This window comes from Pseudomonas sp. MWU12-2345 (genome assembly GCF_023242385.1).
Classification (GTDB): domain Bacteria; phylum Pseudomonadota; class Gammaproteobacteria; order Pseudomonadales; family Pseudomonadaceae; genus Aquipseudomonas; species Aquipseudomonas gingeri_D.
This window is the reverse complement of sequence record NZ_JALLJA010000006.1, coordinates 45,423-66,587: the sequence shown is the minus strand read 5'-3', so window position 1 is coordinate 66,587 and position 21,165 is coordinate 45,423. Positions and strand designations below refer to the sequence as shown.

Sequence of the window (21,165 nt, the reverse complement as noted above, 5' to 3'; positions counted from 1 at the left end):
ACAATGCGTGGCAGACCATCGATGTAGGTAATTTGCAACGTCTGAATACTCATCTCAACCCACCCGTTTTGACGGGCTGTGGTAGATATCAGCGAACATATCGGCCATGGCTTCCTCGCTGGGTTCTTCCTGCATTTGCACACTGACCGCCCTGGACACCAATTGATGCCGGCGCGGCAGGTGTAGATCATCCGGAATGCGTGGCCCGTCGGTCAGGTAGGCCACTGGTAATTCGTGACTGATGGCCAGGCTCAGCACTTCGCCGAGGCTCGCCGTTTCATCAAGTTTAGTCAGGATGCAACCGGCCAGCCCGCAGCGCTTGTAGCTGTGGTAGGCGGCGGTCAGCACCTGTTTCTGGCTGGTGGTGGCCAGGACCAGATAATTCTTCGCCTTGATCCCGCGTCCGGCCAGGCTTTCCAGTTGCATGCGCAACGCCGGATCGCTGGCCTGCAGGCCGGCGGTGTCGATCAGCACCACGCGCTTGCGCAGCAGCGGGTCGAGGGCCTGGGCCAGGGACTGGCCCGGGTCGACATGGGTCACCGAGACGTTGAGGATCCGCCCCAGGGTCTTGAGTTGCTCCTGGGCACCGATACGGAAGCTGTCCATGCTCACCAGCGCGATGTTCTGCGCGCCGTACTTGAGCACATAACGCGCCGCCAGCTTGGCCAGGGTGGTGGTCTTGCCCATGCCGGCCGGGCCGACCATGGCGATTACACCGCCTTCTTCCAGTGGCTCGATCTCGGGCGTGACGATCATCCGCGCCAGGTGCGCCAGCAGCATGCGCCAGGCCTGGCGCGGCTCCTCGATCCCGTTCACCAGTTCCAGCAGGTCCCGCGACAACGGCCCGGACAGGCCGATACGCTGCAGGCGACGCCAGAGGTTGGCCTGTTGCGGCTGACGACCTTGCAACTGGTTCCAGGCCAGGGAGCCGAGCTGGACTTCCAGCAGCTCGCGCAGGCCGTTGAGCTCCGAACGCATCGAGTCGAACACTCGCTGGTCCACCGCCGGGGCGTGTGCGACAGGCGCTGGCGCCGGGCGCCGCGGCTCTTCGAAAGTCGGTTCGATCAGCGGCTCGGCGGCGGTCAGCGGCAGGCCGGCGAACAGTTGGCGATTGGTCGTGGCGTCGGTATCGCCGTCGCTGCGCAGGCTCAGCTCGGCCTGGGCGGTAACGATACGCGACTGAGTCTTGCGCAGCTCGTCTTCGAGTTCCATGTTCGGCACCCGCGGCGACAGCGCCGAGAGCTTGTAGTCCAGGGCAGCCGTCAGCTCGACACCGCCCGCAATCCGGCGGTTGCCGATAATGGCCGCGTCGGAGCCCAGCTCATCACGAACGAGCTTCATGGCCTGACGCATATCGGCGGCGAAAAAACGCTTAACTTGCATAACCCACTACCTCAGCCGTTGGGCCCTACTGTCGCAACGATGGTCACTTGCTTGTTGTCCGGAATTTCCTGGTAGGCCAAGACATGCAGACTTGGCACCGCCAGTCGTCCAAACCGCGAAAGCATCGCGCGAACCGGTCCAGCTACCAGCAGGATCACCGGCTGCCCTTGCATTTCCTGGCGCTGGGCGGCGTCGATCAACGAACGCTGGAGTTTCTCAGCCATGCTCGGCTCCAGAAGAACGCCTTCTTCCGAGCCTTGTCCGGCCTTCTGCAGACTATTGAGCAATATCTGTTCCAACCTTGGTTCCAAGGTGATCACAGGCAGCTCGGACTCAAGCCCCACAATGCTTTGGACGATTGCGCGGGACAATCCGACGCGAACCGCGGCAACCATAGCGGCAGTATCTTGACTCTTGCTGGCATTGTTGGCGATCGCTTCGGCAATGCTGCGGATATCCCGGACCGGCACGTGTTCGGCGAGCAGGGCTTGCAGCACCTTGAGCAGATGCGACAGGGAAATGATCCCCGGCACCAGCTCTTCGGCCAGTTTCGGCGAGCCCTTGGCCAGCAACTGCATGAGTTGCTGGACTTCCTCGTGGCCGATCAGTTCGCTGGAGTGCTTGTAGAGAATCTGGTTGAGGTGCGTCGCCACCACGGTACTGGCGTCGACCACGGTATACCCCAGGGACTGCGCCTGGGACCGCTGGCTGACCTCGATCCAGACCGCCTCCAGGCCGAAGGCCGGGTCTTTGGCGGTGATCCCGTTGAGGGGACCGTAGACCTGCCCCGGGTTGATCGCCAGTTCGCGATCCGGGTAGATCTCGGCTTCGGCCAGGGTCACGCCCATCAGGGTCAGGCGGTAGGCGCTGGGTGCCAGGTCGAGGTTGTCACGAATATGCACCGTGGGCATCAGGAAGCCCAGGTCCTGGGAGAGCTTCTTGCGCACCCCCTTGATCCGCGCCAGCAACTGCCCGCCCTGGTTACGGTCCACCAGCGGAATAAGGCGATAACCGACTTCCAGGCCGATCATGTCGATGGGGCTCACGTCATCCCAACCCAGCTCCTTGGTTTCCTGGGTTCGCGCCGGCGACGGCAGCAGCTCCTGCTGGCGCTGGACTTCGGCCAGGGCCTGGACCTTGGCGACGTTCTGTTTTTTCCAGACCAGATAGGCGATGCCACCGGCGACGGCCGCCAGGCTGATAAAGGAAAAGTGCGGCATGCCCGGCACCAGGCCCATCACCGCCATCAGGCCGGCGGCGACACCGAGGGCCTTGGGGGAGGCGAACATCTGCCGGCTGATCTGCTTGCCCATGTCTTCCGAGCCGGAAGCCCGGGTCACCATGATCGCCGCCGCTGTGGATAACAACAGTGATGGCAATTGCGCCACCAAACCGTCACCGATGGTCAGCAGGGCGTAGACCTTGCCGGCGTCGGCAAAACTCATATGGTGCTGGAAGATCCCGACCGCCATGCCGCCGATCAGGTTGATGAACAGAATCAGCAGGCCGGCGACGGCGTCACCGCGGACGAACTTGCTGGCACCGTCCATGGAACCGTAGAACTCGGCTTCCTGGGCGACTTCCAGGCGGCGCAGCTTGGCCTGTGGCTGATCGATCAGGCCGGCGTTGAGGTCGGCGTCGATCGCCATCTGCTTGCCGGGCATCGCATCGAGGGTGAAGCGCGCGCTCACCTCGGAAATCCGTCCGGCGCCCTTGGTGACCACGACGAAGTTGATGATCATCAAGATCGCGAAGACCACGATACCGACCACGTAGTTGCCGCCGATCACCACCTCGCCGAAGGCCTGGATCACCTTACCGGCGGAGGCATGACCTTCCTGGCCGTGGAGCATGACCACCCGGGTCGACGCCACGTTCAGCGCCAGGCGCAGCAGCGTGGCGATCAGCAGGATGGTCGGGAATACCGCGAAATCCAGCGGTCGCAGGGCGTAGACGCAGACCAGCAGGACGACAATCGACAGGGCAATGTTGAAGGTGAAGAACACGTCCAGCAGAAACGCCGGCACCGGCAACATCATCATCGCCAGCATGATCAACAGCAGCACCGGCACACCGAGGTTGCCGCGGCCGAGGCTGCTCAGGTTGCTGCGCGCCGAGTTGAGAAGTTGAGAGCGATCCACCGGTATTCCTCGTCACCTTGAAGCAAACTTTTGACGCCGGGAGCGTCATAGGCCTGCCACTGCAAGAAGCCTTCCAACTTTTGCAGTCCAAGGTAACGAGCCGCCTCGAACCAGGGGTTCTACTGGGCGACCCGGATGTCGTTCGCGGTCAACTTGCCAAACTGCAGATCACTCCCTTTCACGTACAGGATCCCGCGATTCAACCGGGCATCCTCGACCTTGACCTGGTCTTCATGGAAATACCCCAGAACGACAATCGCCGTCGGGGCACGCGAAAGCAGGTCATGCCCCAGCATCAAATTGAGTGCCCACTGAAATTCGATGATGGGCAAATCAGCAATGACGATCCGGCGCTTGCGGTCGCTCCAGCGGAAGTCCTGCTGGACCGTGATAAAGACATCATCGTCGAAAAACTCGAAAACCGGCTTGCCGTAACGCCTCGAAAGCCCATTGGCGGACCAATCACTCATATAGTCATTCGGATTGCTGAATACCCCGCAGAGTTGCTCGAATGAACGAATACTTCCCGCATTGCCGGAAAAGTAATTGTACGAATAGTGATAGGCCAGACCGGCCAACTCGGGACGGATGGCGTTGATAGGAGCATCGAGGTAACCCGGAATATGGGTGTTGGCTGCTTCTTTGAAACGTTCAAAATCCAGTAACAACCTGAAAGTGATCGAATAGCCGATCGCACCGATTTCAGGTTTGTCCTCCAACCTGCCCGATACAAATAGCAACCCCATCCCTTCCAGCCGCTCATATTGCTCGTTGCTCATGATCGTTCGCTCCCATGATGGCCATCCCTGAGAAGAATGAAACCTCCATGGAGCCTATGAGGCGCCAGGCAAACGAACGCGGTCTACTGTCAGAATTGACAGTTTTATGCAAAAAGTACTGCCACTGGTCGTGCCGCCGAGACAAGAGCTGGCGCAGGGTGCGCAACGCAGAAGACGTGCAGCCAAAAAAACCACTCTGATAGCCTCATCCCCGCCCTATTGCCGCTTTAGTTAAAAACAATCCAATAAACCACACTCTTAGTACAACTCAACATAAAAAACTGTCAGTTCTGACAGTTCACGAGAAATCTTTCCCGCCCCTATCATCGTTATGCAACACGGAATGGCAAGCACACATCGAATATCCACCATCGCGGGGGTTAGCTTGCCCCTACCCCTCCAAACTCAACGGATGCAGATTCATCCAAACAAAGAGAGACATCCTCATGAAAGGACCCACTCAAAACTTAACTGCTCCTGGAAGCATAGATAGTGAATTTGGATTTCTAGGCTCGTTCTCTGACTTCAGGGCGGGCACTCTGCTCATGAGCATCGCGGGTCTGCGCCCCCGCGGAGAAATACTCTTTGTAGGGACGCATCTGGAAAACAACCAACTGAGTTTTCAACTGGCGCAACTCACCAATCTGGGACGCCTTGATCCGTCTTTTGGCCCAGATGGCACCGGCAGCCTCCTCGGCGTATTCAAAACAGGAAGCGAGGCCACCGCCACCGGGGCTCAGATACTCAAGGATGGCAAAATACTCTTGGCCGGCCATCACCGTTCATTCGCAGGAGAGTCCCGAATTGCACTGGCACGCTTCCTGGAAAATGGGGCGCCTGACGAAAGTTTTGGCAATAAGGGCAGCGTTATTCTCCCTCGTCTCACCGACGCGCCACCCAACCTCCCCCAGGACCACCTTTCCACCCTGAGAAACCGCAGAACGCTGCTGAGCCACCCCAGGTCAAATATCGTTGTGGACCCCGATGAAAAAATTATCATCGGACAAAACGCGCTTCTGCTGAGGCTAGAAAAAAACGGAGAGATCGACCATAGCTTTAACCAGACCGGTCATCTTAATCCTAATACCGTCATCAACGCGGTTGCTGTGTCGGCCGATCGAAAAATCACCATCGCTGGAGTGGATAGCGAAGGTGCCAACTTGGCACGCTTCAATGTCGATGGTTCTCCAGACCTCGACTTCGGGCACGGCGGCAGGACTTCATTCGGCGTAGGTTACCCTTCAGCCGCCATAAGCCTGTCCCTACATGATGACGGGCGTATATTCGCCGCCGGTGTGTCAGACATGGATCCCGGCGATATATGGGGAGCCGGGCTCAGGGGATTGCTCGCGGCATTCACCGCCAATGGTCGCCTGGATCCGGCATTTAATAATGGCGCGCCCCTGGTGAGCGACTTTGGCATTACAGACGGCATGGGCTGGTTTGATATAGGCGGTACACCCGATGAAATAGTTGTCGTGGGTTATGCAGGTTTGCTGTCAAGGGAGAGCGGCCTTATCGCACGCTATCTGGCCAATGGTAATCTCGACACCACCTTTGGCAATGGATCAGGATACGTCAGACGATTTTTTCCAGGCTCACGCGGTGTATGGGAGTCAGTGATCGTCCAGCCGGACAAAGGCATCGTAGTTACGGGTGATACCCCGAGGAACGTCGTCTCCCGCTACCTCGGAACATAGGCCAGGCGGCCCGGAGGCTCGGTGTTTGTCGGGCCTGTTCAGGAATCGCGGCGTAAATCCGGCGGAATCGGCAGGTCGCCCTTGAGCGGGTCCGGGCGCTTGCCCTTGCCGGCACGGTACTGGCGGATCTGGAAGACGTACGCCAGCACTTGTGCCACCGCCAGGTACAGGCCCGCCGGAATCTCCTGATCCAACTCGGTGGAGTAGTAGATCGAACGCGCCAGGGCCGGCGACTCAAGCAGCAGGACGTCGTGTTCGACGGCGATCTCGCGGATCTTCAAGGCCAGGAAGTCACTGCCCTTGGCCAGCAACACCGGCGCCCCACCCTTCTCCGCGTCGTATTTGAGCGCCACGGCATAGTGGGTCGGGTTGGTGATCACCACATCCGCTTCGGGAATCGCCGCCATCATCCGCCGCTGGGACATTTCGCGCTGCAACTGGCGAATCCGCTGCTTGACCTCCGGCCGCCCCTCCTGGTCCTTGTGTTCGTCACGTATTTCCTGCTTGGTCATCAACAGGCGCTGGTGGGCGGTATAGAGCTGCACCGGGACATCCACCGCGGCAATGATCAACAGCCCCAGGGACATCCACAAGGTACTCCAGCCCACCAGTTGCAGGCTGTGGATGACCGCCGACTCCAGCGGTTCATGGGCGATCCGTACCAGGTCGTCGATATCCGAGGACAACACCGACAGCCCGACGAACAGAATGATGGTGAACTTGCCGACCGCCTTGAGCAGCTCCATCACCGACTTGGCCGAGAACATCCGCTTGATCCCCGGGAAGGGGTTCATCCGACTGAACTTCGGTGCCAATGTACCAGGCGAGAACAACCACCCGCCAAGGGCGATCGGCCCGATCAGGGCGGCGGCCAGGGCGGTCAGCAGGATCGGCTGCACGGCCCAGATAGCCATTTCCCCGGAGCGCAGGAGAAAAATCCCCATGTAGCGCTGGTCGAGCACCACTTCCCGGCTCAGGGTGAAATTCATGCGCATCAACTCGGCCAGATCCTGGGCCAGGGCGCCGCCGAACACCAGCAGCGCGCCGGCACCGGCCATCATCACGGCAAAGGTATTGAGTTCCTTGGAGCGGGCAACCTCACCCTTCTCCCGGGCATCTTTTTTCTTTTTGTCCGTGGGGTCTTCTGTCTTGTCCTGGCCGCTCTCGCTCTCTGCCATGGTTCAGCGCACCCGTGCCAGTCCACGTAAAAACTGCAGGGCCTCATCGGCTAGCGGTTGATACTGGTTGAGAATATCGCCCAGGCTGACCCAGAGAATGATCATCCCCAGCACCAGGATCAGCGGAAAACCAATGGAGAAGATGTTCAGCTGCGGCGCGGCACGGGTCATGATGCCGAACGCGATGTTCACCACCAGCAACGCGGTGATCGCCGGCAGCACCAGTACCAACGCCGCCCCGAGCACCCAGCCGAGCTTGCCGGAGATTTCCCACAAATCCGTGGTCGACAGCCCGCTGCCCACCGGAAAGGTGGTGAAACTCTCGGTCAGCACTTCGATGACCACCAGATGACCGTTCATGGCCAGGAACATCAGCGTCACCAGCATGGTGAAGAACTGTCCGATCACCGCCGCCGAGACACCGTTGACCGGGTCGACCATGGACGCGAAGCCCATGCCCATCTGGATCGCGATGATCTGTCCGGCCACCACGAAGGCCTGGAAAAACAATTGCAGGGAAAAACCGAGCAAGGCACCGAAGATGATCTGCTCGGCGATCAGCAGCAACCCGCTCAGGTCCAGCGGATGCACCTCGGGCATCGGCGGCAGGCCGGGGGCGATGACCACCGTGATTGCCAGGATGAAATACATGCGGATCCGGCGCGGCAACAGGGTGGTCCCGAAGACCGGCATGGTCATGATCACCGCGCCGACCCGAAACGCCGGCAGCATGAAGCTCGCGACCCAGCTGCTGATCTGCGTGTCGGTCAGCGCGAGCAGCGACATATCAGCCGATGACCTGCGGAATGCTGCCGTACAGCGACAGGATGTACTCCATGAACTTCTGCACCAGCCAGGGCCCGGCGACAATCAGGGTGACCAGCATCACCAACATGCGCGGCAGGAAGCTCAGGGTCTGTTCGTTGATCTGGGTGGCGGCCTGGAATATCGCCACAATCAAGCCCACCACCAGGCTCGGGATCACCAGCACGGCGACCATCAGGGTGGTCAGCCAGAGGGCATCACGGAATATGTCGACTGCGACTTCAGGAGTCATTACACATCACTCGCTCTAGACACCGCCAAAACTGCTGGCCAGGGTACCGATGATCAATGCCCAGCCATCCACCAGCACGAACAACATGATCTTGAACGGCAGGGAAATAATCAGTGGCGACAGCATCATCATCCCCATGGCCATCAGCACACTGGCCACCACCAGGTCGATGATCAGGAAGGGAATGAAGATCATGAAGCCGATCTGGAACGCGGTCTTCAATTCCGAGGTGATGAAGGCCGGCACGATAATGGTCAGCGGCGCCTGGTCGGGCGTGGCGATGTCGGTGCGCTTGGACAGGCGCATGAACAGCTCCAGGTCACTGGTGCGGATCTGCGCCAGCATGAACTCCTTGATCGGCACTTCGGCCTTGAGCACCGCATCCTGGGCCGTCATCTTGTCGGCCAGGTAGGGCTGCAGGGCATCATGGTTCACCTTGTCGTAGACCGGCGCCATGATGAACATGGTCAGGAACAGCGCCATGCCGGTGAGGATCTGGTTCGACGGCGTCGACTGCAGGCCCAGGGCCTGGCGCAGGATCGAGAAGACAATGATGATCCGGGTGAAACTGGTCATCAGCATGAGGAACGCCGGGATAAAACTCAGCGCCGTCATGATCAGCAGGATTTGCAGGTTGACCGAGTATTCCTGCTGGCCGTTGGCCCCGGTGCCGAGGGTGATCGCCGGGATCGACAATGGATCGGCCGCCAGCGCCAGAGGCGCCGCCAGCAGCAAGGCCAACGTCAAGACAAACCGCAAAGCACCCATCACTTCTTATCCTTACCCAGCAATTCCATCAGGCGCTGAGCGAATTCAGGCGTGGCCTGCTCGCTGCTCGGCACCTGGACCGGTTCCTTGAGCACATGCAGCGGGGTGATGGTGCCCGGCGACAGCCCGAGCAGGATCTGCTCGTTGCCGACCTGCACCAGCACCAGACGGTCACGCGGCCCGAGGGCACGCGAGCCGATCAGTTCGATGACCTGCCGCCCCTTCGCCCCCGGCCCGACCTGTTGCATACGGCGCAGCAGCCAGGCGAGGACAAAGATGATCCCCAGCACCAGCAGCAAGCCGAGCACCAGTTGCGTCAGTTGCCCGGCCATGCTGCCGGGCGTACTCGGCGTGGCCGCTGTCGCCGTGGCCAGCGGTTCGGCCGCCCAGGCACTGAGCGGCGACAGCAGCAGGATGCCGAGAAGCCTGTTCATTCAGCGCAACTTCTTGATGCGTTCGCTCGGGCTGATCACGTCGGTCAGACGGATACCGAACTTTTCGTTGACCACCACCACTTCACCGTGGGCGATCAGCGTGCCATTGACCAGCACGTCCAACGGCTCGCCGGCCAGGCGATCGAGTTCGATCACCGAACCCTGGTTCAATTGCAGCAGGTTGCGGATATTGATATCGGTGCTGCCGACTTCCATGGAAATCGACACCGGAATATCGAGGATCACTTCCAGGTTCGGACCGTCCAGGGTCACCGGGTCGTTGTTCTTCGGCACACTGCCGAACTCTTCCATGGGCAGGCGGCTGCCGCCCGACGAATTGCCGGAGTCAGCCGCCAGCAAGGCATCGATATCGGACTGGCCGGCATCGCCGGTTTCTTCCAGGGCAGCCGCCCATTCGTCGGCCAGGGCCTGGTCGTCGGCGGAAGTCATATCGTTATCATTAGCCATCAGTTGTCCTCGGCAAGCAGAAATTCAGTTAACACAGCGCATTCCTGATCGACGCCCTAGCGGCGCCCGATCGCCTCAATCACTTGCAGTGCCAGGTTGCCCTTGTGGGAACCGAGCTTGACCTTGAACGACGGCACGCCATTGGCGCGCATCACCATCTCTTCCGGCAGTTCCACCGGAATCACATCACCCGGCTGCATGTGCAGGATGTCCCGCAGGCGCAACTGGCGACGGGCGACCGTAGCGCTGAGCGGCACGGCCACATCGAGCACGTCTTCGCGCAGGGCCTTGACCCAGCGCTCGTCCTGGTCGTCCAGGTCCGATTGGAAACCGGCGTCGAGCATTTCCCGCACCGGCTCGATCATCGAGTACGGCATGGTCACGTGCAGGTCGCCGCCGCCACCGTCGAGCTCGATATGGAAGGTCGAGACCACCACCGCTTCGCTGGGACCGACGATGTTGGCCATGGCCGGGTTCACTTCCGAGTTGATGTACTCGAAATTGACTTCCATGATCGCCTGCCAGGCTTCCTTGAGGTCGATGAATGCCTGCTCCAGCACCATGCGTACCACCCGCAGTTCAGTGGGGGTGAATTCACGGCCTTCGATCTTGGCGTGGCGACCGTCGCCACCGAAAAAGTTGTCCACCAGCTTGAACACCAGCTTGGCGTCGAGGATGAACAGGGCGGTGCCGCGCAACGGCTTGATCTTCACCAGGTTGAGGCTGGTGGGGACATAGAGCGAGTGCACGTATTCGCCGAACTTCATCACCTGGACGCCGCCGACCGCCACGTCGGCGGAACGGCGCAGCATGTTGAACATGCTGATGCGGGTGTAGCGGGCGAAACGTTCGTTGATCATTTCCAGGGTCGGCATGCGTCCGCGGACGATGCGATCCTGGCTGGTCAGGTCGTAACTTTTGACACTGCCGGGCTCGGCAGCGGTTTCGGTCTGTACCAGACCGTCATCGACGCCATGCAAGAGGGCGTCGATCTCATCCTGGGACAGCAGATCCTGCACGGCCATGTCGTGATCCTACTGCAATACGTAGTTAGTGAAGAGCAGCTGTTCGACCACCACTTTGCCGACTTCCTTCTGCGCCACTTCCTGCACGCTGGCAGTGGCTTTCTGGCGCAGCAGTTCCTGGCCGACCGGGGTCGCGAGGGTTTCGTAGGTCTGACCGGAGAACAGCATCACCAGGTTGTTGCGGATCACCGGCATGTGCACCTTGAGGGCATCCAGGTCGGCCTGGTTACGCGCCAGCAAGGTGATGCTCACCTGCATGTAGCGCTGGCGGCCGCTGGCGTCCTTGAAGTTGGTGACAAAGGCCGGGGCCATGGGCTCGTAGATCGCCGGCTGCTTGCCGCTGGGGGCGGCTTCGGCCACTGCCGGTGCCGGTTTGCTCTGGGCACTGTGCATGAAATACCAGGTCGCACCCACCGACAGGCCGATGGCCAGCAGCACACCCAGCACAATGACGATGATCAGCTTGAGTTTGCTTTTACTGCCGGGTTCTTTTACCGCTGCTTCGCTCTTCGCCATGCCAATAATCCGTCACTATTCGATTTTTCATAGTCGCACGGCAAGGCTGGAGCAAGTGTTATGCCAGATCGGGCATGAGGGAAGTACTGTCTTCGAAATACAGCGGAACCTGTAGGAGCAGGGCTTGTCGGGACGCCGCAGCGCCGCGATGAGCCCCTTGAGACCGCCAAAAGCTTCGCTGGCAAGCCATGCGCCTACAGTACCGTGTGCAGCCGAAAAATGGATGCACACCGAAAGCCCCGGGATCAGGCGTAATAGTCGACCGCGCTGGAGCCGACCACCACACTGGTGCTGGCGGCAGCGGCCGCTTCGCTGACTGCGGCAACCGACAGGTCATCCTCGCTGTCGCCACTGAGGCTACCGCCACTGCCGCTACCTCTGTGCGCCTGCTGCTGTTGCTGCTGCGCGCCCTGGCCCTGGCCGGCCCAGCCACGGGCCTGGTCGGAAACCGTGACGTCGGCCTGACCCAGACCTTGCTGTTGCAGCATGTCCCGCAGGCGCGGCATGTTGCCTTCAAGGGCATCGCGCACCCCGGCGTGGGCGCTGATGAAGCTGATCTGCGTCGGCTGGTCGGCGGACATGTTCACCTTGATATCCAGGCGCCCCAGCTCGGCGGGCTGCAACTGGATCTCCGCCGACTTGAGGTTGGCGCTGGAGAGGTACATGACCCGATTGACCACTTCTTCGCTCCAACCGCTCTGGTGCATCGCCAACGGCTGGTTGGCCGGCAGTGCATTCGCGGTCTTGGGCGTGGCCGCCTGGGTCAGCGCCGCCAGGCGATTGGCGAAGTCGTCGACCCGGGTATCGCTGGAGGCGCTCTTGATATCCTTGAGACCGTCATCGATCAGGGTCTTGAAGGATTTGTCGCCACCCTGGTCGCCGCTGCCCGAATCGGTTTTCTGATCCACCAGGGTGACGACGTTATTGGCCTGGTTCTGTGCCAGCGTCGAGTCGGTGGCATTGGTGTTGGCGCTGTCGGAGGATTTTGTCGAGGCCTGGCTACCGCTGGAGACGTGCCCCCCCTGCTCCATGGCCAGACGCACTGCCGGCAGGTTGTCCAGCGGGTCGGCGGCCGGATCGAAATCCCCCCCCGTGGTCGGCGTTGCCTTGGCAGCCGGGGTCGCCGCGGCGGTGACCGCTGCCGCCAACGGCGCCTGGACCACAGCCGGATCGACGGGAGCCGCAGGAGCCGGGGTCGCCGCGGTAGCGGCCGCCTGGAGCAGAGCCGGATCAACGGCCGGGTCCGGCGTCGCTACGGCGACCGGGGTATCGGTCGCCGTGGTGTCGGTACCGTCGCTGGAAGCGGTCTTGTCGTCGGACTTGGCCGTATCGGTCGAGGCCGTCGTGCCGTCGGCCGCGGTCTTGTCAGAGGCGCCCTTGTCATCGGCGGACGCTGTCTTGCCATCCACCTTGGTCGTTTTGTCGGCAGGCAAGGATTTGCCGCTACCGGCAACCGATGACTGCGCGGAGGCATTCGGGTTGTCGGCCTTGCTGGCCGGTGCGTCCGGCTTGGCCGGCGCCACGGGGGCCTTCTCCGCCATCGACTTGAGCGGATTGAAGGCGACCTTCACCGGATTGCTCTGGGTGTTCTGGTAGACCTGCGCAAAGCTGAAAGCATTGTCCTTGGGCGGTGCGACAACGCTCGGCGCAGGAATAACAGGGTCCGCCTGCGGCTTGACGGCAGCGTTGGCCTGGAGGAGCGAATTAGGGACGAGTGACATGGATACGGTCTCCGCTGCACAAGGATCGTAAGTACAGTGCAGGAAGCAACAGCAAGGTTCGGGCCATCTTTGCCCGACCGACTCGGATGCTCCCCTTAACGGGGCTAGGGCCGGACCGGAAAGCGCTCGCGCTCGCTTTCGTAAAAACGCCGCACCACTTCATATTCACGGTCGATCTGGTTGATCAGCTCTTCGACACCGACCCGCGGAGATTGCGCGGCCAACTGCTCCAGCTGCCGGCAAAGTTCGGCCAGGCGCAACGCGCCCATGTTGCTGCTGCTGCCCTTGAAACTGTGGGCCGCCGCGCCGAGATCCACAGCATTGCTCGCCTGGTGCAATTGCCCCAGGCGTTTGCTCGAATCTTCGAGAAAGGTATCCAGCAACAGCGGATACTCATCCTCCATGATGTCCTGCAATGCACTGAGTGCATCGCGGTCCAGATGTTCCATATCGTTGTTCACTTGATCGCTCCCTGCTCCACACACGCGAATTATGCCTGAGCCTCCCACGAAAACTCCACGTGGGCGCTGCGCCCGCCGTCCGACCAGCAGGCATTGCGGCCGAGCTGGCGCACCAGCCCCACACCACGCCCCGACAGCCGTTCGGCCCCCACGGGACGCTCCATCACACGGGTCACGTCAAAACCCTTACCGCTGTCATCGACCTGTATGCTCAACCGACCGCCCTCGCCCTGCGGGATCACCTGCAGGCGTACACGGACGAAGCCCTCCTCCAGTTCGAGCAGTCGCCGATTGCGTTGCTCATAGTATTGCGCAAATCCCTGCACATCGCGCTTGAGGCTCGAATCCAGGCCGAGGACACCATGTTCCAGGGCGTTGGAGTAGAGCTCGGCGAGAACGCTGTAGAGCGCCCCGCTCTGGGTGCGCAGGCCATGCACCTCCATCAGCAGTTGCAGCATGTACGGCAACGGATTGAAGCGTTTGAGGGTGGCCGCGCGAAATTCGAAGCTCACCGACCAGTCCAGCGGGCAGGACTCGCCGCTGTCGGAGTAGATCATGGCGTTCGGCAACTGCTGCGTCGGTGCCGGCAAACTGACCTGGACCATGCTCACATCATCGCGGGCCTCGCCGCGAAAGCGATGCAAGGCGTCCTGGATATCCTCGAACAGGCGATCCGGCTCCCGATTGGCGGCGAAGACTTCCTGCAGGCGCTCGACGCCGAACAACTGCTCGTCGCTGTTGCAGGTATCGATCACCCCGTCGGAGAGCAGAAATACCCGATCGCCCTGGGCCATGGGGTAGACGTCGGTGCGGTGGTCGAACGACTCGGCCCCCAGCACCCCCAACGGCAGGTTCCGCGCCACCAGCGGCTGGCGCTCTCCCGTGGCGACCCGATGCAGGTAGCCGTCCGGCATGCCGCCATTCCACACCTCCACCACCTGGCGCTGTGAGCTCAGGCAGAGAAAGGTCGCGCAGCAGAACATATCCACCGGCAGGATGCGCTTGAGCTTGGCATTCATCTCCCGCAGGGTTTCCGCCAGGCCATAGCCCTTGGCGGTCATGCCGTAGAAGACTTCCGCCAGCGGCATCGCCCCGACCGCCGCCGGCAGGCCATGGCCGGTGAAGTCGCCGAGCAGCACATGCATGTCACCGGCCGGGGTATAGGCCGCCAGCAACAGGTCACCGTTGAACAGCGCATAAGGCGATTGCATATAGCGGATATTTGGCGCGTTCAGACAGCCGGCGTGAGCCACCTTGTCGAACACCGCCTTGGCCACCCGCTGTTCGTTGAGCAGGTAGTCATGGTGCCGGGCAATCAGGTCGCGCTGTTGCAGAACGGTGTCCTGAAGGCGCCGGAGACGGTCCATGGCCTTGATCTTGGCCCCGAGGATCACCTGGTTGTAGGGTTTTTCCAGAAAGTCGTCGCCGCCAGCTTCCAGGCAACGCACCAGCCCATCGACTTCGGTCATGGAGGTGAGGAAGATGATCGGCACCAGCGACTCGCCGGCCAGCAACTTGATCCGCCGCGCCGCTTCGAAACCGTCCATCACCGGCATCATCGCGTCCATCAGCACCAATTGCGGCCGCTGCGCCTCGAACAGGGCCACCGCCTCGGCGCCATTGCTGGCGGTCAGCACTCCGTGGCCCTGACGCCTGACGATGCTCGAGAGCAATAAACGATCGGCCGCACCATCCTCGGCGATCAGTACCGTCAGCGACTCCGCTCCCGACTGCATGCAAGGTCAGCCGATATCGAAGAGTTTGTCGAAATTGGAGATGGCGAGGATCTTGCGCACGTCCGAGTTGCTGTTGATCACCCGTACATCGGAATGATCACCACCGGCGTGATCGCGCAACAAGAGCAACATGCCCAGCGCGGAGCTGTCCAGATAGGTCGCCTCTTTCAGATCGACCACAATGGACGACGGTTTCTTGGCAAGTCCCTCGTAAGACTCACGAAATTCCTGATGCCGGCCAAAATCGAAACGCCCCTTGATCGAGATCGTCAATTTTGCGCCATCGGGCGATACTTCTGCGACTACAGCCATGATCCTGCTTCCTTGTCAGTGGCGACGTGTACAAGGTTTAGCACCCCACCGAGGGTAGGGCAACCGTGAGCGTCAAAAATCCTGCAGATCAATACGGACTCTGCCGGGGCAAACGCTGGGACAGCTCATCCAGCAACTTCTGTTCACGCTTGTCTTCCAGATGGCGCGCCTCGTCGACATAACGTTGCACCAGCTTGCGCAAGCCTTCGACCCGGGCGTAGGCCTGCTGCCAGGCCTCGCGCGCCTTGTCGAGATTGTTCTGGTGCCAGGCCAGGCTCTGGCGCTGCTGGCCGACCGCGGTATCCAACTGGGTGAGGAACTGCTGGTAGCCCAGCAGCCACTGACCGGAGACCCCAAGGCTGCCACGCTGGATCCACTGCTCCTGGTATTCGAGACGAAAACGCTCGAGATCCTCCAGCTTGCTTTGCGCCACCCGCACCTGCCCCTGGAAATAGCCGAGACGCTGGACCGCGGTACGCTCGGTACTTTCGGCCATATCGACCACCGGGGCCAGGCGCGCGGCACGGCTCAGTGCCATGATCGATTAACCGCCGGCCACGGGAGCGAACACCGACGCCAGGTGCGCTTCGCTTTCGCCCAGGCTGATATTGGCGTTCAGACCCTGGCGCAGGTACTGGACCATCGCCGGCTGCAGGGCAATCGCCGTGTCGGTCTCGCGATCGCCGCCGGCGACATAGGCACCGACGCTGATCAAGTCGCGACTCTGCTGGTAACGCGACCAGAGCTGCTTGAAGTGCTGGGCGCGGCTCATGTGTTCAGGGCTGACCACCGCCGGCATGACCCGGCTGATGGACGCTTCGATATCGATCGCCGGGTAATGGCCTTCCTCGGCCAGGCGCCGGGACAGGACGATATGGCCGTCGAGCACGCCCCGCGCCGAGTCGGCAATCGGGTCCTGCTGGTCATCGCCTTCGGACAGCACGGTGTAGAACGCGGTGATCGAGCCACCGCCGGCCTCGGCGTTACCGGCCCGCTCCACCAGCTTGGGCAGCTTGGCGAACACTGACGGCGGATAGCCCTTGGTCGCCGGTGGTTCGCCGATGGCCAGGGCGATTTCCCGCTGGGCCTGGGCGAAACGGGTCAGGGAATCCATGAGCAACAGGACATTCTTGCCCTTGTCGCGGAAATACTCGGCAATCCGCGTGCAGTACATGGCCGCGCGCAAACGCATCAGCGGCGCGTCATCCGCCGGCGAAGCCACCACCACCGAGCGTTTGAGGCCTTCCTCGCCGAGGATGTGCTCGATGAATTCCTTCACCTCGCGACCCCGTTCGCCGATCAGGCCGACGACGATGATGTCGGCCTCGGTGAAGCGGGTCATCATGCCCAGCAGCACGCTCTTGCCCACGCCGGTACCGGCGAAGAGTCCGAGGCGCTGGCCGCGGCCCACGGTCAACAAACCATTGATGCAGCGAATGCCCACGTCCAGCGGCTGGCTGATGGGGTCGCGGTTGAGCGGGTTGATGGTCGGACCGTCCATCGGCACCCAGTCCTCGGCCTTCATCCCGCCCTTGCCGTCGAGGGCACGGCCGGCGCCGTCCAGCACCCGCCCGAGCATGCTCATGCCCATGGGCAGGCGCCCGGTGTCGGCCAGCGGCACTACCCTGGCACCCGGCGCAATGCCGGCCACGCTGCCCACCGGCATCAGGAAGACCTTGCCACCGGAAAACCCCATCACCTCGGCCTCGACCTGCACCGGGTGATAACTGTCGTCGTTGATGACCATGCAGCGCGCGCCCATGGCAGCACGCAAGCCCTCGGCTTCGAGAGTCAGGCCGACCATGCGCAACAGGCGTCCTTCGAGAATCGGCTGCCCAGGCAGGTCGATGGCTTCAGCGTAACCGCTCAAGCGCTTGGCGAAGCTGGTGCGTTCAAGACGCATCGGACAGGTCCGCTTCGGGAGCCGTCGTCAGCGCTTCCTCCAGCTCCAGGGCCATGTCCGGCACCGCCGGGTGCAGGGATTGCTCGTGGAGCTGATCGAACAACTGTGCGATGGCCTTGCTGATACGGGTTTCAATGGTCGCATCGATCCGACTGTGCTCGGTTTCGACCCGGCAGCCGCCGGCCAGCAGGGCCTCGTCCTCGACGATGCGCCAGGTGGCTTCGTGGCGCTCGCGCAAGGCCTTGACCTGGTCGAAGTCCTGGGGATTGATGTGCAAGCGGACATTCTCGGCACCCAGCGGCAACAGCTTGAGGGCTTCGCGCAGGACATGCTCGATCTGGCTGGAATCGGTCTTCAGCTCACGCTGGATGACCTCGCGGACCATATGCTCGACCAGACCCACCAGGCCCTGCTCGATCTGCCGGTCCTGCTCGGCGATGGGCGCGAACAGATTGCCCATCAGCGCTTCCAGGGACTTGAGCTTGGCACTGAGGGCGACTTCGGCTTCCTGGCGGACCTTGAGCTGGGTGCTGTGGAAACCTTCGCGTTCGCCCACGGCAAAGCCTTCGTTGTAGGCTTCCTGGCGAATGCTTTCGAGTTCCTCAAGGGTCAGCGGCTGGACCTCCTCCAGCGGCACTTCTTCCATCTCGGCCGGCGGCTCTTCCACCGGCTCGGGTTCCGGCTCCTCGACATGCGGGTCGAAACTGGGCAGCGACCAGAGGTCGAAACCGCCCACGTCCCGGGCGCGGATCAGATCGGTTGGATCAGTCATGGCTTGATCCTTAGATCATCTCTTCGCCGCCCTTGCCACCGAGCACGATCTCTCCGGCTTCGGCCATACGGCGGGCGATGGTAAGGATTTCCTTCTGCGCGGTCTCCACGTCGCTGACGCGAACCGGACCCTTGGCTTCGAGGTCGTCGCGCAGCAGTTCCGCCGCACGCTTGGACATGTTCTTGAAGATCTTTTCCTTGACGCCTTCGTCGGAGCCCTTGAGCGCCAGCACCAGCACGTCCGAAGACACTTCGCGCAGCAGCGCCTGGATACCGCGGTCGTCGACGTCGGAGAGGTTGTTGAAGACGAACATGAGGTCTTCGATCTGGGTCGACAGGTCCTCGTCGACTTCGCGGATCGAGTCCATCAACTGGCCTTCGATCGAGCTGTCGAGGAAGTTCATGATGTCCGCGGCACGCTTGATACCGCCCAGGGTGGTCCGGGCCGCGTTGGAGTTGCCGGAGAACTGTTTCTCGAGAATCTGGTTGAGCTCCTTGAGGGCCGCCGGCTGCACCGTGTTCAGCGACGAGACCCGCAGGATGATGTCCAGGCGCACCTTGTGGTCGAAGTTGTTCAGCACTTCGCCGGCCTGATCGGGGTCGAGGTACGCCACGACGATCGCCTGGATCTGCGGGTGCTCGTAACGGATCACGTCCGCCACCGCCCGCGGTTCCATCCACTTGAGGCTGTCCAGGCCGCTGGTGTTGCCGCCCAGCAGGATCCGGTCGATCAGGCCGTTGGCCTTGTCTTCACCCAAGGCCTGGGTCAGCATCTTGCGCACGTAGTCGTCGGAGCCGACGCCCAGGCTGGTCTGGTCGCCGACGATCTCGACGAACTCACTCATGACCTGCTCGACCTGCTCGCGGTGCACGTTGCGCATCTGCGCCATCGCCACGCCGACCCGCTGGACTTCCTTGGGGCCCATGTGGCGCAACACTTGTGCAGCATCCGTGGAGCCCAGCGACAGCAGCAGGATCGCGGCTTTGTCGACCCGGGTCAGCTTCTGGTTGACGGCGGCGTTATTACTCATCGGCGTTAATCCACTCTTTGACGACCTGTGCCACACGGCCCGGATCTTCGGCTACCAGACTCTTGATGGCGTTCAGCTGTGCGTCATAACCTTCACTCGGGCTCGGCAGCAGGATGCTCTGCGGACCGCCCAGGCTGACGCGGTCGTTGGCCAGTTCGCCATCCAGGCCGCCCATGCCACCGAGTTCGACGTCGCCGCCAAAACCGGCCAACTGCTTGCCCTTGCCGCCATTGGTGATGTTGTTGAGTACCGGACGCAGCACACCGAATACCAGTACCAGGATGAACAATACGCCCAGTACCTGCTTGACCACATCCCAGAACCAGGGTTGCGAGTAGAACGGAATATCGGCGATCACTTCCCCGCGCTCGGCGGAGAACGGCACGTTGATCACGCTGACGCTGTCGCCGCGGCTGGCCTCGAAACCGACGGCATCCTGGACCAGGCGGGTGAAGCGCGCCAGTTCGTCGGCGCTCCACGGCGAACGGGTGGTCTCGCCATTGGTCGGGTTGATCTTGACCTGGTCGTCAACCACCACCGCCACCGACAGACGGGTCACGCGACCTTGCTGTTGCTTGGTGTGGCTGATGGAGCGATCCAGTTCGAAGTTCTTGGTCGATTGTTGACGCTTGTCCGCCGGATACGGCGCCAGCATCGGTTGGCCGGTGGCCGGGTCCATGATCTGCTGGCCGTTGGCATCGAGCAGCGGCTGGCCAGCGGCGATGGCGCCGGAAGAAGCCGCTGCGCCGCCGGTGGTCTGCGGCGCGGTGGCCGGGCCTGGCGGTTGGTTGCTCAGGGCCCCCGGCACGCCTTGTGGGCCGCTGCTGGCGGTGCGCTGTTCGGTGGTCGACTGTTCGCTGCGCAGCGCCGGCTGGTCAGGGTTGAATTGTTCGGAGGTCGACTCGACCGCGCTGAAGTCCACGTCGGCGGAGACTTCGGCCTTGTAGCGATCGTTGCCCAGCACCGGTTGCAGGATATTGTGCACCCGCTGGGTGAGCATGCTTTCCATGCGCCGGCTGTAATCGAACTGCTTGCCGGCCATGCTCAATTCAGAGTTTTGCGCCTGGTCGGAGAGCAGGTTGCCTTTCTGGTCGACGACGGTGACCTGCGACTTGCTGAGTTCCGGAACACTGGTGGCCACCAGGTTGATAATGGCGAGCACCTGCCCGGGCTCCAGGGTACGACCGGAATACATCTCGACCAATACCGAAGCGCTGGGCTTGCGCTCATCGCGAACGAACACCGAGCTTTTCGGGATCGCCAGGTGCACACGGGCAGCCTTGATATTGTTCAGGCTGGAAATGGTCCGCGCCAGTTCGCCTTCCAGGCCGCGCCGATAACGGGTCGCCTCCATGAACTGGCTGGTGCCCAGGCCCTGGTCCTTGTCGAGAATTTCGAAACCGATGTTGCCGTCGCTCGGCGTCACGCCGGCGGCGGCCAGCTTGAGGCGGGCGCGGGACACGTCATCGGCCTTGACCAGCAGCGCGCCGGAGTTCGGCTCGACGGTGTAGGGAATATCCGCCGCCGCCAGGGTTTCCATGACCTGCTTGGCATCCATACCGGCCAGGCTGCCATACAGCGGCCGGTAGTCAGGCTGTTGGGACCACAACACCACGGCAAAGCCGATCGCCACGCTCGCCGCCAGGCCGACCATCAGGCCAACCTGACGGAGCATGGTCATTTCGGAAAGATTTTCCAGAAAGGACAACCCGAACAGCGGCGGTTTACCGTCTGCGGGGCCGGACTTGGCCGGTACGTTATCGGCGAGAACTTCTGCCATG

At 61.8% G+C, this 21,165-nt stretch carries 21 protein-coding genes; 1 reads left to right on the top strand and 20 read right to left on the bottom strand.

All coding sequences use genetic code 11. The annotated features are described in order from the left end of the window. Nucleotides 1-54 precede the first annotated feature (54 nt). The 3 genes from flhF to M5C71_RS14135 all read right to left on the bottom strand — a co-directional run bounded on the left by flhF (nucleotide 55) and on the right by M5C71_RS14135 (nucleotide 4,303). The gene (flhF, locus tag M5C71_RS14145) at nucleotides 55-1,383 is read right to left on the bottom strand and encodes a flagellar biosynthesis protein FlhF (protein WP_103495943.1); all 1,329 of its coding nucleotides are present in this window, start codon (nucleotides 1,381-1,383) and stop codon (nucleotides 55-57) included. Nucleotides 1,384-1,394: 11 nt separating this feature from the next. Then, the gene (gene flhA / locus M5C71_RS14140; RefSeq protein ID WP_177100135.1) at nucleotides 1,395-3,524 is read right to left on the bottom strand and encodes a flagellar biosynthesis protein FlhA; all 2,130 of its coding nucleotides are present in this window, start codon (nucleotides 3,522-3,524) and stop codon (nucleotides 1,395-1,397) included. 119 nt (nucleotides 3,525-3,643) lie between these two features. Further along, nucleotides 3,644-4,303, bottom strand: coding sequence for a hypothetical protein (locus M5C71_RS14135; protein ID WP_248768081.1), 660 nt, complete (start codon nucleotides 4,301-4,303; stop codon nucleotides 3,644-3,646). A gap of 446 nt (nucleotides 4,304-4,749) precedes the next feature. Between M5C71_RS14135 and M5C71_RS14130 the strand changes: the two genes are divergently transcribed. Then, nucleotides 4,750-6,003: a hypothetical protein gene (locus M5C71_RS14130; protein ID WP_103495946.1), complete on the top strand. Its 1,254-nt coding sequence runs from the start codon at nucleotides 4,750-4,752 to the stop codon at nucleotides 6,001-6,003. Nucleotides 6,004-6,041: 38 nt separating this feature from the next. Here M5C71_RS14130 and flhB read toward each other — a convergent pair whose 3' ends face one another. From flhB to fliF, 17 genes are all read right to left on the bottom strand, one after another. Then, nucleotides 6,042-7,181: a flagellar biosynthesis protein FlhB gene (flhB, locus tag M5C71_RS14125; protein WP_103495947.1), complete on the bottom strand. Its 1,140-nt coding sequence runs from the start codon at nucleotides 7,179-7,181 to the stop codon at nucleotides 6,042-6,044. Between the two features lie 3 nt (nucleotides 7,182-7,184). After that, nucleotides 7,185-7,967 (bottom strand): flagellar biosynthetic protein FliR, encoded by a 783-nt coding sequence (fliR, locus tag M5C71_RS14120; protein ID WP_103495948.1) that lies wholly within the window; start codon nucleotides 7,965-7,967, stop codon nucleotides 7,185-7,187. A 1-nt stretch (nucleotide 7,968) separates the two neighbouring features. After that, nucleotides 7,969-8,238, bottom strand: a complete 270-nt coding sequence (gene fliQ, locus M5C71_RS14115) for a flagellar biosynthesis protein FliQ (protein WP_100939027.1) — start codon at nucleotides 8,236-8,238, stop codon at nucleotides 7,969-7,971. A gap of 15 nt (nucleotides 8,239-8,253) precedes the next feature. Next, nucleotides 8,254-9,006: a flagellar type III secretion system pore protein FliP gene (gene fliP, locus M5C71_RS14110; RefSeq protein ID WP_103495949.1), complete on the bottom strand. Its 753-nt coding sequence runs from the start codon at nucleotides 9,004-9,006 to the stop codon at nucleotides 8,254-8,256. Further along, the gene (fliO, locus tag M5C71_RS14105) at nucleotides 9,006-9,440 is read right to left on the bottom strand and encodes a flagellar biosynthetic protein FliO (RefSeq protein ID WP_103495950.1); all 435 of its coding nucleotides are present in this window, start codon (nucleotides 9,438-9,440) and stop codon (nucleotides 9,006-9,008) included. The genes fliP and fliO overlap by 1 nt, the downstream gene beginning before the upstream one ends. Then, nucleotides 9,441-9,908 (bottom strand): flagellar motor switch protein FliN, encoded by a 468-nt coding sequence (gene fliN, locus M5C71_RS14100; protein WP_103495951.1) that lies wholly within the window; start codon nucleotides 9,906-9,908, stop codon nucleotides 9,441-9,443. It lies immediately after the preceding gene. 56 nt (nucleotides 9,909-9,964) lie between these two features. Continuing rightward, entirely contained in the window at nucleotides 9,965-10,933 is a 969-nt protein-coding gene (gene fliM / locus M5C71_RS14095; protein WP_103495952.1) for a flagellar motor switch protein FliM, read from the bottom strand. Between the two features lie 9 nt (nucleotides 10,934-10,942). After that, nucleotides 10,943-11,449, bottom strand: a complete 507-nt coding sequence (gene fliL, locus M5C71_RS14090; protein WP_103495953.1) for a flagellar basal body-associated protein FliL — start codon at nucleotides 11,447-11,449, stop codon at nucleotides 10,943-10,945. Nucleotides 11,450-11,694: 245 nt separating this feature from the next. Beyond that, nucleotides 11,695-13,170: a flagellar hook-length control protein FliK gene (locus M5C71_RS14085; RefSeq protein ID WP_103495954.1), complete on the bottom strand. Its 1,476-nt coding sequence runs from the start codon at nucleotides 13,168-13,170 to the stop codon at nucleotides 11,695-11,697. 104 nt (nucleotides 13,171-13,274) lie between these two features. Beyond that, nucleotides 13,275-13,619, bottom strand: coding sequence for an Hpt domain-containing protein (locus M5C71_RS14080; protein ID WP_152738612.1), 345 nt, complete (start codon nucleotides 13,617-13,619; stop codon nucleotides 13,275-13,277). Between the two features lie 41 nt (nucleotides 13,620-13,660). Beyond that, complete coding sequence (locus tag M5C71_RS14075) at nucleotides 13,661-15,367, bottom strand: SpoIIE family protein phosphatase (RefSeq protein WP_103495956.1); 1,707 nt, start codon at nucleotides 15,365-15,367, stop codon at nucleotides 13,661-13,663. Between the two features lie 6 nt (nucleotides 15,368-15,373). Next, nucleotides 15,374-15,679, bottom strand: a complete 306-nt coding sequence (locus M5C71_RS14070) for an STAS domain-containing protein (RefSeq protein WP_040069840.1) — start codon at nucleotides 15,677-15,679, stop codon at nucleotides 15,374-15,376. A gap of 88 nt (nucleotides 15,680-15,767) precedes the next feature. Then, on the bottom strand, nucleotides 15,768-16,217 hold the full coding sequence (gene fliJ, locus M5C71_RS14065) for a flagellar export protein FliJ (protein ID WP_248768080.1): 450 nt from the start codon (nucleotides 16,215-16,217) through the stop codon (nucleotides 15,768-15,770). Between the two features lie 6 nt (nucleotides 16,218-16,223). After that, nucleotides 16,224-17,582: a flagellar protein export ATPase FliI gene (gene fliI, locus M5C71_RS14060; protein ID WP_103495958.1), complete on the bottom strand. Its 1,359-nt coding sequence runs from the start codon at nucleotides 17,580-17,582 to the stop codon at nucleotides 16,224-16,226. Further along, a complete protein-coding gene (fliH, locus tag M5C71_RS14055; RefSeq protein WP_103495959.1) occupies nucleotides 17,572-18,354 on the bottom strand; it encodes a flagellar assembly protein FliH in 783 nt (260 codons plus the stop codon). Before fliH ends, fliI begins: the two co-directional genes overlap by 11 nt. 10 nt (nucleotides 18,355-18,364) lie before the next feature. After that, entirely contained in the window at nucleotides 18,365-19,384 is a 1,020-nt protein-coding gene (fliG, locus tag M5C71_RS14050; protein WP_100939016.1) for a flagellar motor switch protein FliG, read from the bottom strand. Further along, nucleotides 19,377-21,164: a flagellar basal-body MS-ring/collar protein FliF gene (gene fliF / locus M5C71_RS14045; RefSeq protein WP_103495960.1), complete on the bottom strand. Its 1,788-nt coding sequence runs from the start codon at nucleotides 21,162-21,164 to the stop codon at nucleotides 19,377-19,379. The genes fliG and fliF overlap by 8 nt, the downstream gene beginning before the upstream one ends. Nucleotide 21,165: the final 1 nt, after the last annotated feature.